Below are 16,295 nucleotides of genomic sequence, written 5' to 3' on the forward strand. Positions count from 1 at the left end.
GAGACGAGTCTAGGTCGCCGATCCGCGCGGGTACACGGGTCGGCGGCCTCCCGACGCCCCCTCTTCGGGAGCGGCGGACGTGCTGGCCAGGCTAGTCGCGCGGGGGCAGGTCGCGCGCGGGCTGGCCGATGTAGAGCTGCTGCGGGCGGCCGATCTTGGTGGCCTGGTCCTCGTTCATCTCGCGCCAGTGCGCGATCCAGCCGGGCAGGCGCCCGATGGTGAACAGCGCCGTGAACATGCGCGTGGGGAAGCCCATCGCCTTGTAGATGACGCCCGTGTAGAAGTCCACGTTGGGGTAGAGCTTCCGCTCGATGAAGTAGTCGTCGGCGAGGGCGACCGCCTCGAGCTCCTTGGCGATGTCGAGCAGCGGGTCCTGGATCCCGAGGGCCGCGAGCACCTCGTCGGCGCTCTCCTTCACGAGGCGGGCGCGCGGGTCGAAGTTCTTGTAGACGCGGTGCCCGAAGCCCATGAGGCGGACGCCGTCCTCCTTGTTCTTCACGCGCTCCACGTAGCGGTCGACGCCCTCGCCGGAGTCGCGGATGCGGCCGAGCATCGCGAGCACGGCCTCGTTCGCGCCGCCGTGCAGCGGCCCGAACAGCGCGCCGATTCCCGCCGAGACGGAGGAGAACATGTTCGCCTCGGTGGATCCGACGAGCCGCACGGTCGACGTCGACGCGTTCTGCTCGTGGTCCTCGTGCAGGATCAGCAGGCGCTCGAGCGCGCGGCTGACGACGGGGTCGACCTCGTAGCGTTCGGCGTTGTTGCCGAAGTTCAGGCGCAGGAAGTTGTCGACGAAGCTCAGCGAGTTGTCCGGGTAGAGGAAGGCCTGGCCGAGGCTCTTCTTGTGCGCGTACGCCGCGATGACCGGCAGCTTCGCCAGCAGGCGCAGCGTCGAGATCTCGACCTGCTCGGGGTCGTGGACGCTCAGCGAGTCCTCGTAGTAGGTGGAGAGGGCGGACACCGCGCTCGACAGCACCGACATGGGGTGCGCGTTGGTGGGCAGCGCGCGGAAGAGCCCCTTGAAGTCCTCGTGGAGCAGCGTGTGGCGGCGGATGTCCTCCTCGAACCCGCCCAGCTGGTCGCTCGTGGGCAGCTCGCCGTGGATGAGGAGCCAGGCCACCTCGAGGTAGCTCGACTGGCGCGCGAGCTGCTCGATGGGGTAGCCGCGGTAGCGCAGGATCCCCTGCTCGCCGTCGATGTACGTGATGGCCGAGCGGGTCGACGCGGTGTTGACGAAGCCGTTGTCGAGCGTCGTGAGGCCCGTCTTCTTCGTGAGCGCCGAGATGTCGATGCTGGACGCGCCCTCGACCGCGGGGAGGATGGGGAACTCCACCCGGCCGCCCGGGTACGTCAGGGTCGCCGTGGGCTTCTCGTCCGCCTTCGGCCGGTCGTCCGCCTGCTGCCCGCCATCGGTCACGGCGCCTCCTCGAGTCTGGGTGGATGGCCCGGGAGGGATGCGCGCCGCCGGACGCTCGTGGCGTCGTCGCGGCGTCGGATTCCGAGCCGACTACAGCCTAAAGGGCTGACAGGGACACTGTCGCCTCCGCCAGCATCCGGCCTGATCCGTTGGAGGTCGTGCTACGCGGAGGGCGACGCGGTCGCGCCGGCCCGGAGCCGGGCGGCCGCCTGCGCGATGCGCTCGTCCGTCGCCGTGAGCGACAGGCGCACGTGCTCGGGCGAGGCATCGCCGTAGAACGGACCGGGACCCGCGAGGATCCCGAGGTCGGCCAGCTCCGCGATCCCCTCCCATGCGTCCCGACCGCGGGTCGCCCAGAGGTAGAGGCCGGCCTCGCTGCGGTAGATGCGCCAGCCGGCGTCCTCGAGCGCGGGGCGCAGCACGTCGCGGCGGGCGCGGTACAGCTCGCGCTGGGCGCGCACGTGCGCGTCGTCGCCGAGCGCCACGGTCATCGCGTGCTGGAGCGGCGCGGGCGGGAGGAGCCCCGCGTGCTTGCGGACGCGGATCAGCCGGGCGATGAGCTCCCTGTCGCCCGCGACGAGCGCGGCCCGGTACCCGGCGAGGTTCGACTGCTTGCTCAGCGAGTAGAGCGCGAGGACGCCCGCGTGGTCGTCGCCGACGACGCGCGCGTCGAGGATCGAGGGCGTCGGCCCCGAGGCCCACTCCCCCTCCCAGCCGAGCTCGGCGTAGCACTCGTCGCTCGCGATGACGGCGCCGAGCTCCCTGGCGCGGGCCACGGCGGCGCGCAGCTCGTCGACGCCGAGGACGCGGCCGTCCGGGTTGCCGGGCGAGTTCAGCCAGACGAGGCGCGTGTGCGCGGGCCAGTCGGCCGGGTCGTCCGCGGGGACGGACTCCGCGCCCGCGAGGGCCGCGCCGATCTCGTAGGTCGGGTACGCGACGCGCGGGTGCACGACCGCGTCGCCCTCGCCGAGGCCCAGCATGAAGGGCAGCCAGGCCACCATCTCCTTCGACCCGATGGTCGGCAGCACCTGGTCGGTGCCGAGCGTCGCGTTCCGGCGACGCGCGTGCCAGTCGACCATCGCCTGCCGCAGCTCGGGCGTGCCGACCGTCGTCGGGTACGCGTGCGCGTCGGTCGCCCAGGCGAGCGCGTCGCGGATGAGAGTCGGCGTCGGGTCCACGGGCGACCCGATGCTGAGGTCGACGATGCCGTCGGGGTGCCGCCGGGCCCGCTCGGCGTAGGGGGCCATCTGGTCCCAGGGGTAGTCGGGGAGGTCGCCGAGGGCCACGCGCGTCAGCCGTTCTGGACGGGGAGCGCGGCGATCACGGGGTGGTCGCCCGCGGTGACGCCGACCTTGGTCGCGCCGCCCGGGGATCCCATCTCGGCGAAGAACTCGACGTTCGCGGTGTAGTAGTCCGACCACTTCTCGGGCAGGTCGTCCTCGTAGTAGATCGCCTCGACCGGGCACACGGGCTCGCACGCGCCGCAGTCGACGCACTCGTCGGGGTGGATGTAGAGCGACCGCTCGCCCTCGTAGATGCAGTCCACCGGGCACTCGTCGATGCAGGCGCGGTCCTTGACGTCGACACAGGGCAGGGCGATGACGTAGGTCACTTCGGGCGGGTCCTTCCGGGAGCGGTGCGGCCCGACGAGTCTACGCGGCGCGCGAACCGGTCCCGGCCGGGGCCGGGGCGTCGGATCCCGCGGCGTCAGCGGCATCCGCGCGGCCCGCCGCGTCGGGCGCGCGGTTCGAGAACCGCGGCCACACGACGACGGCCGCGACGAGGATCGCGGGCGCGACCGCCCAGACCTGGCTCAGCCCGTCGTCGGGGAACAGCACGGATCCGCTCGGTCCTCGCCTGCTGAGCACCGCGACGGCCGCGACCACGCCGAGCCCGAGGCAGAGCGCGTGCAGGCGGTCGACGAGGAGCAGCCGGAAAGCGACCAGCAGGCACGCGAGCGTCGCGAGCGCGAGCGCGAGGCCCACCGGCAGCGCGATCCCCGCCACGGGGAGCGTCGCCCGGTGCGCGGCCGTGGCGACCACGCCCACGAGCAGGCCGAGCACGAGCGACGCGACCGCCGTGCCGATCCGCTGCGCGCCGCGCGGGGGACGCGGGGTCCCGTCGTCGGCGGCCGCACCGGCCGGCCGGTGCAGCCGGAAGAGCTCGACGGGCGCGATGGACGCCCCGATGCCGTGGGATAGCGCGAACTGGTCGCCGTCGACGACGGTCTGCGTGCGGTGCGCGGCGATCGCGCGGATCTTCGCGTCGATCACCTCCGAGGCGTCCACGGCGAGGTCGACCTGGTCGTCCGCCAGCACGAGCGTCCCGGCCGGATCGGCGTCGGGCGCGGGGAAGCGCCCCCGCGCGGCCACGAGCTCATGCGCCTCGCGCGCCGACGACGCGGTCGTGGTGATGAGGTACGCGGGGATCCCCGCCTCCTCGGCCGCCCAGGTCGCGATGACGTGCGTGCGCACGTGGTCCGGGTGGCCGTAGCCGCCGTGGTCGTCGTAGGTGATGACGCTGGTGGCGTCCGTGTCGGCGATGACCGCGAGCACGTCGCGCGCCTCGTCGGCCTCGTCGCCCGCGCACAGCGAGTCGGGATCGAGCGGCCGCAGCGCCACGGGCACGCCGTCGTCGCCCCACTCCATGCCCGAGTCGACGTAGCGGCGGGGCTCGAGGCCCTTCCAGCGCGCGTCCGCGTCGCCGAGGAATCGGTGGTCGGTGACGCCGAGCGCGGCCATCGCGTCGGCCAGCTCGATCTCCCGGTGGTCGGCGAGCGCGCGCAGGTCGCCCTCCAGGTGGCGGAGCTCGTCGGGGATCACGTCGCCGCGCTCCCCGCGCGTGCACGTGAGCACGGTGACGGGGACGCCGTCGCGCACGAGCTTCGCGATGGTGCCGCCCGTGACGATGCTCTCGTCGTCGGGGTGGGCGTGCACGAACAGCACGTGCTCGCGCTCGGGGCGGGCGGTGCGGGCGGCCCGATCGGGGCGTCGGGACGTGCCGGAGGTCATCCGGCGATCCTAGCCGCGGGCCGCGCGCCGGTCCCTGGGCGCCCGCCCTGGACCGTCGACTGGACGCGGTCGCGCCCCCGCGCTACTGTGCACGAGGTAAGGCAAGCCTCACCTACATTTCCCCACACTAGCAATAGGACGCGTCCCGTCGCGTCCGCCGCCCGGAGAGGCGCACGCGTGTTCGCGAACTACCTGATCGGCCTGCGCGAGGGCCTCGAGGCCGCGCTGGTCGTCACCATCCTCATCGCCTACGTCGTCAAGATCGGCCGCCGCGACGTGCTCGGCCGGCTCTGGCTCGGCGTCGGGCTCGCCGTCCTCCTCGCCCTGTCCGTCGGCGCGATCCTCACCTACGGCGCCTACGGGCTCACGTTCGAGGCGCAGGAGGCCATCGGCGGATCCCTCTCCATCGTCGCGACGGGCCTCGTCACCTGGATGGTGTTCTGGATGCTGCGCACCGCGAAGGACATGCGCTCCGAGCTGCAGGGCGCCGTCGACCGGGCCATCGCGGGCGCGGCGTGGGGCCTCGTCGCCGTCGCCTTCCTCGCGGTCGGCCGCGAGGGCATCGAGACGGCGCTGTTCCTCTGGTCGGCCGTGCAGGCCACCGGCGCCACCACGATGCCGCTCGTCGGCGCGGGCCTCGGGCTCGTCACCGCGGTCGCGCTCGGCTGGCTCGTCTACCGCGGGGTGCTCCGCATCGACCTCGCGCGCTTCTTCACCTGGACCGGCGCGCTCCTCATCGTCGTGGCGGGCGGCGTGCTCGCGTACGGCGTGCACGACCTGCAGGAGGCGGGGATCCTCCCCGGGCTCGGCGCGCTCGCGTTCGACGTCTCCGGCGCGGTCCCGCCCGGATCCTGGTACGGAACGCTCCTCAAGGGCACCGTCAACTTCTCCCCCGCCACCACCTGGCTCGAGGCGATCACGTGGGTGCTGTACGTCCTGCCCACGCTCGCCGTCTACCTCCGGCTCGCGCGGCGGGGACGCCGGGCGCACCCGGCGCCGTCCGACGCGGCGCCGTCCGTCGCGGCGCCGTCCGTCGCGGCGTCCGACGACGCTCCCGCGGACCTCGACCCGGCCCGCGTCGCCGACGCGCCCGCCGCCCGCTGACCCGGCTGCTCCCCGCACCTCCCGCTCCCCTCCCCATCCACCGCCCGGCACCGCCGGCCCGTTCCCTACGAGGACACATGAAGCGCTCGACCCTCCCCGCCGCCGCCCTCCTCGCCGGCGCCGCCCTCGCCCTCTCCGGCTGCGTCGCGAACACCCCGACCGGATCCGCCGACACCGGTGCGGGTGCCGCGGCCGCCGGCTCCGGCGTCACGCAGCTCACGGTCGACAGCTCCGCCGACGCGTGCACCGTCTCCGCCGCCACAGCCCCCAGCGGCACGGTCTCGTTCCACGTCACGAACTCCACCGACCAGGTGACCGAGTTCTACCTGCTCGCGGACGACGGCCTCCGCATCGTCGGCGAGGTCGAGAACGTGAGCCCCGGGATCGAGCGCGACCTCGTGCTCACCGCCCAGCCCGGCAGCTACTACACCGTGTGCGAGCCCGGCATGGTCGGCGACGGCGTCGGCCGCGCGCCCTTCACCGTCACGGGCGACCAGGTCGCGCTCGCGGGCGACGCGGAGCAGCAGGGCCAGGACGCGGCCGCCACGTACCTCGCCTACGTCAAGGACCAGGTCGGCCGCCTCCTCCCGGCCACGCAGGAGTTCGCCGACGCGTACCTCGCGGGCGACGACGACAGGGCGCGCGCGCGCTACCCCACGGCCCGCGCGTACTACGAGCGCGTCGAGCCCGTCGCGGAGTCCTTCGGCGACCTCGACCCGGAGATCGACTTCCGCGAGGCCGACGTCGAGCCCGGCACCGAGTGGACCGGGTGGCACCGGATCGAGAAGGACCTCTGGCAGCCCTCTCCCGACGCGAACGGCGGCGACGTCTACACGCCGCTCGGCGCCGCGGATCGCGCGCACTTCGCCCAGGAGCTGACCACCGACACGCAGAAGCTCTACGACGCGGTGCACGCGGACGGCTTCTCGGTCGACATCTCCACGGTCTCCAACGGCGCGGTCGGGCTGATGGACGAGGTCGCCTCCGGCAAGATCACCGGCGAAGAGGAGATCTGGTCGCACACCGACCTCTGGGACTTCCAGGCCAACCTCGAGGGCGCGCGGGTCGCGTACGAGGGCGTCCGCGACATCGTCGCGCCCAAGGACCCGCAGCTCGTGGCCACGCTCGACGCGCAGTTCGCGTCGCTCGAGAAGGAGCTCGCCGCGTACGGATCCCTCGAGAAGGGCTTCACGACCTACGACGAGCTCACCACGGACCAGGTCAAGGGCCTCGCGGACGGCGTCAACGCGCTGGCCGAGCCGCTGTCGAAGCTCACCGGCGCGCTCGTCGGCTGATGACGGACAACGAGACCACGGCAGCCGCCGACGCCCCCGCCACCCCGGCGCCCGCCGGCATCTCCCGCCGCGGGATCCTCGGCCTCCTCGGCGCGGGCGCGCTCGGCGGCGGCCTGGTCGGCTCCGCGGGCGGCGTCATGGCCGATCGCGCCTTCGCGGGCGCGCGCCAGGCCGCGGGCGGCGCCACGTACGCGTTCCACGGCGCGCACCAGGCCGGGATCACGACGCCCGCCCAGGACCGCCTGCACTTCGCCGCGTTCGACGTCGCCGACATCGACCGCGCAGGCCTCGTCTCGCTCCTCGAGGACTGGAGCGCCGCGGCCGCGCGCATGACGGCGGGCGGATCCGCGGGCGCGCTCGGAGCGGTCGACGGACCGTACGACTCCCCGCCCGACGACACGGGCGAGGCGCTCGACCTGCCGCCCGCCGGCCTCACCATCACGTTCGGCCTCGGCCCGTCGCTGTTCACGACCGCCGACGGCGTCGACCGCTTCGGCATCGCCGACCGCCGCCCCGCCGCGCTCGTCGACCTGCCGCGCTTCCCCGGCGAGGCGCTCGTCCCGCAGGCCACGGGCGGCGACCTCTGCATCCAGGCCTGCAGCGACGACCCGCAGGTGGCCGTGCACGCGATCCGCAACCTCTCGCGGATCGCGTTCGGCCGGGCCTCCATCCGGTGGTCGCAGCTCGGATTCGGCCGCACGTCGTCGACGAGCCGCGCGCAGGTCACGCCGCGGAACCTCTTCGGCTTCAAGGACGGCACCGCGAACGTCAAGTCCGAGGACACGCGCCAGGTCGATGAGCACGTCTGGGCCGACGCGGGCTCCTCCCCCGCCGAGGCCTGGATGCAGGGCGGCTCCTACCTCGTCGCCCGCCGCATCCGCATGACGATCGAGACGTGGGACCGCTCGTCGCTCCGCGAGCAGGAGCGCGTGGTCGGCCGCACGAAGGGATCCGGCGCGCCCCTCAGCGGCGGCACCGAGATGACCGCGCCCGACTTCCACGCCACCGGGCGCGCCGGCGCACCGCTCATCGACCCCGCCTCGCACGTGCGCCTCGCGCACCCGGACGCCAACGACGGCGCGGTGCTCCTCCGCCGCGGCTACAACTTCGTCGACGGCAACGACGACCTGGGGCGGCTCAACGCGGGCCTGTTCTTCCTGGCGTTCCAGCGGGATCCGCGCACGCAGTTCATCCCCATCCAGCGGAGCCTCGCCCGCGACGCGATGAACGAGTACCTGCGGCACGTCGGCAGCGGGATCTGGGCGGTGCCGCCGGGTGCCTCGCGCGACGGCTACGTCGGGGAGACGCTCTTCGCCTCCTGATCCGGCGCGGCCGGCCGGCCGGGGCCTCCGGCCGCGGGTCTCAGCCCGCGGGCATCACCACGTATGTGGCGACCGGGGATCCGAGGTCGGCCGAGACCGTGACGATGACGGAGTACGCGTCGGTGGTGAACCGCCCGTAGCCGCTCTGCGCGTCGCCCGTCACGTCGCTCGACGCGTAGCCGGCGGCCTCGAGGCGCGCCCGGGCGTCGGCGAACCCGCCCTCGACATCCGGCACGGCGACCTGCGCCACCCAGCCGGCGTCCTCCGGGGCGGCTCCCCCGCCGAGCAGCTTGCCCTCGGCGAAGGGCACGGCGTCCGTCGGGAACGAGGGCGGCACGTGGCCGTCCGTCGACACCTGGACCTTGCCGAGCGTGTCGCCGATCACGTCCTCGACGCTGTGGCGCACCTGCTTCGCGCCCTCGTGCGCGGCGTCACGGACGACCTCGCCCACCTGGCTGCATCCGGCGAGCACGAGGCCGGGAACCAGGACGAGCCCGGCCGCCAGCCCCCTCCTGCGGAGGGATCTGGTGGACGGGCTCGTCGGGGTCATGCTGCGCTACGCGTTCTGCTTCTTCAGTCGCGACGTCTTGCGCTGTCGGGCGTTGGCGTCGAGCTCGACCTTGCGGATCCGCACGAACTCGGGTGTGACCTCCACGCACTCGTCCTCACGGGCGAACTCGAGGCACTCCTCGAGCGTCAGGCGCCGCGAGGGGGTCATGCGCTCGAAGGAGTCGGAGGTGGACTGACGCATGTTGGTCAGCTGCTTCTCCTTCGTGATGTTCACGTCCATGTCGTCGGCGCGCGAGTTCTCGCCCACGACCATGCCCTCGTAGACCTCCTGGGTCGGCTCCACGAAGAACGACATGCGCTCCTGCAGGGCCACCATGGCGAACGGGGTGGCCACACCCGCGCGGTCGGCGACGATCGAGCCGTTGACGCGGGTCGTGATCTCGCCCGCCCACTGCTCGTAGCCGTGCGACACGGCGTTGGCGATGCCGGCGCCGCGCGTGATCGTGAGGAACTCCGTGCGGAAGCCGATGAGGCCGCGCGACGGGACGACGAACTCCATGCGGACCCAGCCGGTGCCGTGGTTCGCCATGCCCTCCATGCGGCCCTTGCGGGCGGCGAGGAGCTGCGTGATGGCGCCGAGGTACTCCTCGGGCGAGTCGATGGTGAGGTGCTCGAAGGGCTCGTGCACCTTGCCGTCGACCTGCTTGACGACCACCTGCGGCTTGCCGACGGTGAGCTCGAAGCCCTCGCGGCGCATCTGCTCCACGAGGATCGCCAGCGCGAGCTCGCCGCGGCCCTGGATCTCCCAGGCGTCCGGGCGGCCGATGTCGACCAGCTTGATGGAGACGTTTCCGATGAGCTCGCGGTCGAGGCGGTCCTTGACCATGCGGGCGGTGAGCTTGTGGCCCTTGACCTTGCCGATGAGCGGGCTGGTGTTGGTGCCGATGGTCATCGAGATGGCCGGGTCGTCCACCGTGATGGTGGGCAGCGGGCGGACGTCGTCCGGGTCGGCCAGCGTCTCGCCGATGGTGATGTCCTCGATGCCGGCGACGGCGACGATGTCGCCGGGGCCCGCGGACTCGGTCGGGAAGCGGTCGAGCGCCTTCGTGATGAGGAGCTCGGTGATCTTCACGTTCTTGACGGATCCGTCGTGCTTGACCCAGGCGACCTGCTGGCCCTTCTTGAGCGTGCCGTTGAAGACGCGCAGCAGGGCGAGGCGGCCGAGGAACGGCGACGCGTCGAGGTTGGTGACGTGGGCCTGCAGCGGGTGCTGGTCGTCGTAGGTGGGCGCCGGGACGTGGTCGAGGATCGCCTTGAACAGCGGCTCGAGGTCGTCGTTGTCCGGCAGGGTGCCGTTCTCCGGCTTGTTGGCGCTCGCGGCGCCGTTGCGGCCGGACGCGTAGACGACGGGCACGTCGAGGATCGCGTCGAGGTCGAGGTCCGGGTGCTCGTCCGACATGTCGGACGCGAGGCCGAGGAGCAGGTCCTGGCTCTCGGCCACGACCTCGTCGATGCGCGCGTCGGGGCGGTCGGTCTTGTTGACCAGGAGGATCACGGGCAGCTTCGCCTCGAGCGCCTTGCGGAGCACGAAGCGCGTCTGGGGCAGCGGGCCCTCGGACGCGTCGACGAGGAGCACGACGCCGTCGACCATGGACAGGCCGCGCTCGACCTCGCCGCCGAAGTCGGCGTGGCCCGGGGTGTCGATCACGTTGATGACGATGGGCGAGCCGTCCGCGTGCTTCCCGTTGTAGAGCACCGCGGTGTTCTTCGCGAGGATCGTGATGCCCTTCTCGCGCTCGAGGTCGTTCGAGTCCATCATGCGGTCCTCGCCCTCGAAGTGGGCGTCGAACGAGTTCGTCTGCTTGAGCATGGCGTCGACGAGCGTGGTCTTGCCGTGGTCGACGTGGGCCACGATGGCCACATTGCGGAGGTCGTTGCGCGCGACTAGCGCCATAGTGCTGTCCTTCAGTGGAGAGGGTGCCGGCCTTGTCATCAAGGGAGGAGGGCGAAGAGCCGCCGTCTGCTATTCCCAGCGACCACCAGCCTACCGTGCCGATGCAAACCGGGTCAGGGAGCGTCGCGCGACAGCGTCCAGCGCCAGGCGTCGTCGAGGATCCCGGCCTGGTGCGGCGACACCTGGACCCCGCCGATCCCGTCCCGCGCGGCCGCGAGCGCGGGCAGCTGGTAGAGAGGCAGGCCGGCACGGTCGCCGTACATGCGGCGGTCCAGGCGCAGGAGCAGCTCGTCGCGCGCGTCCTGGTCCTCGGTGCGGCTGAGCGACGCGAAGAGGGACGCGACGTCGGGGTCGGCCGTCGCCTGGCCGTCGCGGGCGTCGGCGCGCGCCTCGTGCGCGGCGCGGATGCCGGCGACGGACGGGTACGCGTCCTGGGAGGAGAGGAGCGCGACGTCGTAGGCGCCCGGCTGGTCGAGCACGCTCTCCCACTGCGGGGTCGAGCAGTCGGTCACGACGAAGCCGGCCTTCTCGGCGGAGTCGCGGATCGCCTCGAACGCGGCCACGCGGCGGGGGTCGGCGGGGTCGTAGAGCACGCAGACCTCGGGCGCCGTGCGGCCGACCGAGGCGAGCAGCTGCCGCGCCTCGTCGAGGTCGACGTCGTCGAAGCGGCTGGACCCGTTGGCGCGCACCTGGTCGTCGTACCCGTCGGATCCGGGCGCGAGCACGAAGGAGTCGCGCGTCGTGGCGTCGGGATCCGCCGGCAGCGCGGCCTGGCGGACGATCGTGTCCCGCGGGACGGTGGAGAGGAACGCGGTGCGCACCGCGACGTCCGACATGGCCGGGTCGCGCGCGCCGAGGGTCTGGAGGTCGAGCCGCTCCCAGGAGCCGGCGGATCCGCGCACGACCTGCACGCCGGCGATCCCGGACAGCGCGTCGGACACCTCCGCGTCGGCCTCGGGCGCGATGACGTCGACCTCGCCCGCCTGGAGCGCGGCGACGGCGGCGCCGGGATCCTCGATGGTCGACACGACGATGCGCTCGACCGACGGCCGGTGCAGCCCCGTGTAGAAGCGGTTGGCGCGCAGCGTGATGGAGGTCCCCGGGTCGATCGACTCGATGGCGTACGGGCCGGATCCCACCGCGCGATCCGGGTGCGCGGCGATCTCGGCCACGCCGAACCCGCGGTTCCACGCGTCGGAGATGGGCGAGAGGAGCTCGGGCGCGCGATCCTGCACGGCGTCCACGAGCGTCTGCTTCGCGCGGCCCGGGCTCGACATGTCGAGCGCGAGCTGCACCACGCTGTGCGCGGGCAGGCCCACCTCGAAGGCGAGCCGCCAGTCGGGCGCGTACTCGTCGAAGACCATGGTGATAGACCTGCCGCCGTCGCCGATCTCGGGCGTGCCGGTGACGTGAGAGAGCGTCTCGTCCGCGGCCGCGTCGAAGTAGACGGTCTGCTCCGGCAGCGGACCCGTGTAGCCGCCCGTCGTCTCGTCCACGTACCCGGACGGGTCGAAGCCGGGCGTGTCGAGCGCGCCGGACCCGGCGGCCCAGGCGAGCAGGAGGTCCGCCGCGTCGACGGGCTCCCCGTCGGACCAGCGGACGCCCTCGGCGACGGTGTACTCGACCGTGAACGGGTCGCGCGAGACGACCTTCGCGGTCCCGTAGCCCGGGTCGGCGGCGACGGTGCCGTCCGCGGCGACCTCGGAGAACCGCGAGTTCGTCGCGTGCACGATCTCCCGGTTGCCGTCGGTGCCACCCGTGCGCGACGCCGCGTTGTATGAGGTGAAGGAGGTGGGGACCGCGGCGCGGATCTCGGTGTCGGCCACCATCCCGGTGGTCGGCGAGCAGGCGGCGAGGCCGACGACGAGCGCCAGCGCGACGGCGGCGGATGCGCCCCGGACGGCCCGGCGGATCCCTCGCGGGCGCCGGGCTCGTACGGCCCCGGGGCCTCGCGTGTCGCTGTCCATCGCCGTCGATCCTACGCGAGCGCCACGACGAGGCCCGCCGCCCGCGCGCCCCCGCGAGGGGGTGCGACGGACGGCGGGCCGGGTCGTGCAGGAGCGGATCAGGCCGCGGGCGGCTGCTGGTCGCGCAGCTCCTCGCGACGCTCGCGGCGCTCCTTCTGCTGGTCGGGATCCGGCAGCGGCACCGCGGCGATGAGCTTCTGCGTGTACGGGTGCTGCGGGTTGCGCAGGATCGACTCCGTCGGCCCCTGCTCGACGATCTTGCCGTGGTTCATCACGACGATGCGGTCGGCGAGCAGGTCGACCACCGCGAGGTCGTGGCTCACGAACAGGCACGCGAACTGCAGCTCCTTCTGGATCTCCTGCAGCAGCGCGAGCACGCGGGCCTGCACCGACACGTCGAGCGCCGAGGTGGGCTCGTCGGCGACGAGCACCTTGGGTCGCAGCGCGAGCGCCCGGGCGATGCCGACGCGCTGGCGCTGTCCGCCGGAGAGCTCGTTCGGGTACCGGTTGCGGAAGCTGCGGGGCAGCTCGACCTGCTCGAGGAGCTCCTCGACCCGGTCGCTCTGCTGCTTCTTCGAGAACTGGCCCGAGAGCTCGAGCGGCTCGCCGATGCTCTGGCCGATGGGCCAGCGCGGGTTGAGCGAGGAGCCCGGATCCTGGAACACGATGCCGATCTCGCGGCGGACGGCCCGGAGGTCCTTCGCCGAGATGCCGGTCATGCGGCGACCCGCGACGGTGAGCTCGCCGCCCGCGACGGGCAGCAGGCCGACCGCGGCACGCGCGATCGTGGTCTTGCCGGATCCCGACTCCCCCACGACTCCGACGACCTCGCCCGGGTGGATGTCGAACGAGGCGCCCGTGACCGCCCGGAACGCCGGCACGCGACCGAGCTTCGGGTAGTCGATGTCCACGTCCTTGAGGGAGATGGCGGGCTCCGTGGTGCGCTCCGTGACCTCGACCTGCGAGGCCTCGCCCGTGCCGAGGTGCGGCACCGACGCGAGCAGCTGCTTCGTGTACGGGTCCTTCGGCGACTGGAAGATCTCGCGCACCGAGCCGCGCTCGACGATGCGGCCGCTCTTCATGACGATGACGTTCGTCGCGAGGTCGGCCACCACGCCCATGTCGTGCGTGATGATCACGATCGCGCTGTTGAGGCGCTGGTGGAGCTTGCGCAGCAGGTCGAGGATCTCGGCCTGGATCGTCACGTCGAGCGCCGTGGTGGGCTCGTCCGCGATGAGCATGTCGGGGTCGCACGAGAGCGACTGCGCGATCATCGCGCGCTGGCGCTGGCCGCCCGACAGCTGGTGCGGATAGGAGTCGAACGCCTTCTCGGGATCCGGCATCTCGACGAGCTTCAGCAGCTCCAGCGCGCGCACCTTGGCGGCCGACGGGATCATCGAGTTGTGGACCCGCAGGGCCTCCACGATCTGGAAGCCCACGGTGTACACGGGGTTGAGCGCCGTCATCGGCTCCTGGAAGATCACGGCGATGTCGTTGCCGCGCGCCTTCCGGAGCGTCGCCTGGTCGGCGCCGACCATCTCGACGCCCTTGAGCTTCGCGCTCCCCCGGACCCGGCCGTTCTTGGGCAGCAGGCCGAGCAGCGACATGGAGCTCACGGACTTGCCGGAGCCGGACTCGCCGACGATCGCGAGCACCTCGCCCGGGTTGACCTTGTAGTCCAGGTCGACGGCCGCGGGGATCCACTCGTCGCCGACCCAGAAGTCGACGCCGAGGCCGGAGACCTCGAGGATGGGGACGATCTCGTCCGACCCGTTCGCGTGAGCGGTCATGCTGCGGCCTCCTGGCTGCTGGAAGTGGGGATGTCGAGGGGCGTCCACGCGGGCCGTGGGACGATGTGGCCATGGATCAGCCCGTCGTCATCCGCCCGTCGTTCGGACGCCTGCTGACCGTGATCGTCTCGGCGATCGCGGTCCTGGTGCTCGTGAGCACCGTGGTCGGGGGTCGGGCCGACCTCCTGCCGACGGCGGTGTGGGGCCCGGTGATGCTGGCCTACGTCTCGTGGCTCGTCTTCTGGCACCCGCGGGTGCGCATCGCGACCGAGGGCGTCGAGATCCGCAACGTCTTCCGCACGCACGACATCTCGTGGCCCGCGATCCGCGACGTGGACACCAAGTGGGCCCTCAACGTCACGACCGCGCACGAGCGCGTCACGGCGTGGGCCGCGCCCGCGCCCGGCCGCCACTCGAACGCCTACATCACCACGAAGGAGGAGAAGATCCAGCCGTACCTCAGCGCCATGATGCAGGACGCGCGCCGCGGCGACCTCCCCCGCACCGACTCCGGCGACGCCGCCACGGTGATCCGCCTGCGCCTGGCCGACCTCCGCGAGGCGGGCCACCTGGGCGGCCCGATCGAGGAGGAGGGCCGGCGCGTGCGCACGCACTGGGCGGAGATCGCCGTGCTCGCGGCCCTCGTCGTCGCGACGGTGCTGACCGGCCTGATCTGAGGCGCGGCCCGCGGTACGCATGCGGCTGAGGGCCCGGCTCACCGCCGGGACCGTCATCGTCCGTCCGTGCTGTCGGGCGCCCGGCCGTCGGCGGGGCCGTCGGCCTGGGCGTCCGGTCGCGCCGATCCGACGGGCGGCGGGACGCGGACGCCCTCGGCACCGGAGCCGGTCGCCGGACCTGCGTCGCGGCGGTTCCGCCCGGTGAGCATGGCGAACATCTGCTTGTAAGGGCCCTGTCCGCCCGGCATGCGGCGCTGCCGCGGGTCGAACGCGTCGCGCAGGCCGTCGCCGATGAAGTTGATCGACAGCGCGATGATGATGATGAACAGGCCGGGGAACCAGAACAGCCACGGTCGGGTCGCGAATGCGCCCTGGTACTCGTTGATGATCTGGCCGAGGGACACGTCGGGCTTCACGATGCCGAACCCGAGGAACGACAGCGCCGCCTCGAGGAGGATGGCAGCGCTCATCAGCAGGGTCGTGGAGACGATGACCACGCCGATGGCGTTCGGGAGGATGTGCCGGAAGACGATGCGGCTGTTCGAGGCCCCGGCGACCCGCGCGGCGTCCACGAACTCGCGCTCGCGGAGGCTCAGGAACTCGCCGCGCACGAGGCGGGCGAGCGACGGCCAGCCGATGAGTCCGAGGACGATGCCCAGGACCACCGCGCCGAGTCCGCCGAAGGTGCGGCCGAGGACGGCCGCGATGACGATCACGGGGATCACGATGATGAGGTCCGTGAAGCGCATGAGCAGCGAGTCGATGCGTCCGCGGAAGAAGCCGGAGACGGCGCCGACCACAATGCCGATGAACGCGGCGATGATGCCGTAGAGCACCATGACGACGATCGACTGCTGCGTGCCGCGCATGACGCGGGCGAAGATGTCACGCCCGATCTCGTCCTGGCCGAAGGGGTGCGTCCCGAACTGGAACGGCAGGATCCACGTGGGGTTGCCGCCGTTGACGATGGGCGCGACGTCCTCGTAGTTCCACATCCACCAGCCGGGGATGCGCAGGCCGAAGAACTGGATGCCGACCGAGGAGTACACGAGGATCGCCATCAGCAGGAGCACCACGAGCGCGCTCATCGCGCCCTTGTGGCGCAGGAGCCGCCGGCGGACGACTGTCCCCTGGCTGAGGCCCTCGACCTCCCGCTGCTCGATCGTCAGCTCGGAGTTGGCGCCGCCCTCGGGCAGACTCGGGTCGTTGTGGGGGTCGTTGGGGTTCCCCATCAGTGCGTTGGACATG

At 72.5% G+C, this 16,295-nt stretch carries 13 protein-coding genes; 4 read left to right on the forward strand and 9 right to left on the reverse strand.

Annotation, left to right across the window (positions count from 1 at the left end; genetic code table 11):
• Nucleotides 1-91: 91 nt before the first annotated feature.
• The 4 genes from K0V08_RS06710 to K0V08_RS06725 form a co-directional block, all read right to left on the reverse strand.
• Nucleotides 92-1,417 carry a citrate synthase gene (locus tag K0V08_RS06710; protein ID WP_012038861.1) on the reverse strand — a complete coding sequence of 442 codons (1,326 nt, stop codon included), beginning with the start codon at nt 1,415-1,417 and terminating at the stop codon, nt 92-94.
• Between the two features lie 161 nt (nt 1,418-1,578).
• The gene (dapC, locus tag K0V08_RS06715) at nt 1,579-2,703 is read right to left on the reverse strand and encodes a succinyldiaminopimelate transaminase (RefSeq protein WP_079534466.1); all 1,125 of its coding nucleotides are present in this window, start codon (nt 2,701-2,703) and stop codon (nt 1,579-1,581) included.
• A 5-nt stretch (nt 2,704-2,708) separates the two neighbouring features.
• A complete protein-coding gene (gene fdxA / locus K0V08_RS06720; protein ID WP_012038863.1) occupies nt 2,709-3,029 on the reverse strand; it encodes a ferredoxin in 321 nt (106 codons plus the stop codon).
• A 40-nt stretch (nt 3,030-3,069) separates the two neighbouring features.
• Nucleotides 3,070-4,428: a PIG-L family deacetylase gene (locus K0V08_RS06725; protein WP_079534464.1), complete on the reverse strand. Its 1,359-nt coding sequence runs from the start codon at nt 4,426-4,428 to the stop codon at nt 3,070-3,072.
• Nucleotides 4,429-4,605: 177 nt separating this feature from the next.
• Here K0V08_RS06725 and efeU point away from each other — a divergent pair, with 177 nt between their 5' ends.
• The 3 genes from efeU (at nt 4,606) to efeB (ending at nt 8,149) form a co-directional block, all read left to right on the forward strand.
• Nucleotides 4,606-5,532 (forward strand): iron uptake transporter permease EfeU, encoded by a 927-nt coding sequence (gene efeU, locus K0V08_RS06730; protein ID WP_079534462.1) that lies wholly within the window; start codon nt 4,606-4,608, stop codon nt 5,530-5,532.
• Nucleotides 5,533-5,609: 77 nt separating this feature from the next.
• Complete coding sequence (gene efeO / locus K0V08_RS06735) at nt 5,610-6,827, forward strand: iron uptake system protein EfeO (RefSeq protein ID WP_079534460.1); 1,218 nt, start codon at nt 5,610-5,612, stop codon at nt 6,825-6,827.
• A complete protein-coding gene (gene efeB / locus K0V08_RS06740) occupies nt 6,827-8,149 on the forward strand; it encodes an iron uptake transporter deferrochelatase/peroxidase subunit (protein ID WP_079534458.1) in 1,323 nt (440 codons plus the stop codon). The genes efeO and efeB overlap by 1 nt, the downstream gene beginning before the upstream one ends.
• Before the next feature lie 40 nt (nt 8,150-8,189).
• On the opposite strand, the gene K0V08_RS06745 is transcribed toward efeB, so the two are convergent.
• The 4 genes from K0V08_RS06745 to K0V08_RS06760 form a co-directional block, all read right to left on the reverse strand.
• Nucleotides 8,190-8,699, reverse strand: a complete 510-nt coding sequence (locus K0V08_RS06745) for a hypothetical protein (RefSeq protein ID WP_079534456.1) — start codon at nt 8,697-8,699, stop codon at nt 8,190-8,192.
• Nucleotides 8,700-8,705: 6 nt separating this feature from the next.
• A complete protein-coding gene (gene typA, locus K0V08_RS06750; RefSeq protein WP_012038869.1) occupies nt 8,706-10,613 on the reverse strand; it encodes a translational GTPase TypA in 1,908 nt (635 codons plus the stop codon).
• 113 nt (nt 10,614-10,726) lie between these two features.
• The gene (locus K0V08_RS06755) at nt 10,727-12,580 is read right to left on the reverse strand and encodes an ABC transporter family substrate-binding protein (protein WP_079534454.1); all 1,854 of its coding nucleotides are present in this window, start codon (nt 12,578-12,580) and stop codon (nt 10,727-10,729) included.
• Nucleotides 12,581-12,678: 98 nt separating this feature from the next.
• Nucleotides 12,679-14,370 carry an ABC transporter ATP-binding protein gene (locus tag K0V08_RS06760; protein WP_079534452.1) on the reverse strand — a complete coding sequence of 564 codons (1,692 nt, stop codon included), beginning with the start codon at nt 14,368-14,370 and terminating at the stop codon, nt 12,679-12,681.
• A 71-nt stretch (nt 14,371-14,441) separates the two neighbouring features.
• Here K0V08_RS06760 and K0V08_RS06765 point away from each other — a divergent pair, with 71 nt between their 5' ends.
• On the forward strand, nt 14,442-15,047 hold the full coding sequence (locus K0V08_RS06765) for a PH domain-containing protein (protein ID WP_012038872.1): 606 nt from the start codon (nt 14,442-14,444) through the stop codon (nt 15,045-15,047).
• 53 nt (nt 15,048-15,100) lie between these two features.
• Here K0V08_RS06765 and K0V08_RS06770 read toward each other — a convergent pair whose 3' ends face one another.
• Entirely contained in the window at nt 15,101-16,294 is a 1,194-nt protein-coding gene (locus tag K0V08_RS06770) for an ABC transporter permease (protein WP_079534450.1), read from the reverse strand.
• Nucleotide 16,295: the final 1 nt, after the last annotated feature.

Origin of the sequence: Clavibacter michiganensis, assembly GCF_021216655.1 — a bacterium.
Taxonomy (GTDB): domain Bacteria; phylum Actinomycetota; class Actinomycetes; order Actinomycetales; family Microbacteriaceae; genus Clavibacter; species Clavibacter michiganensis.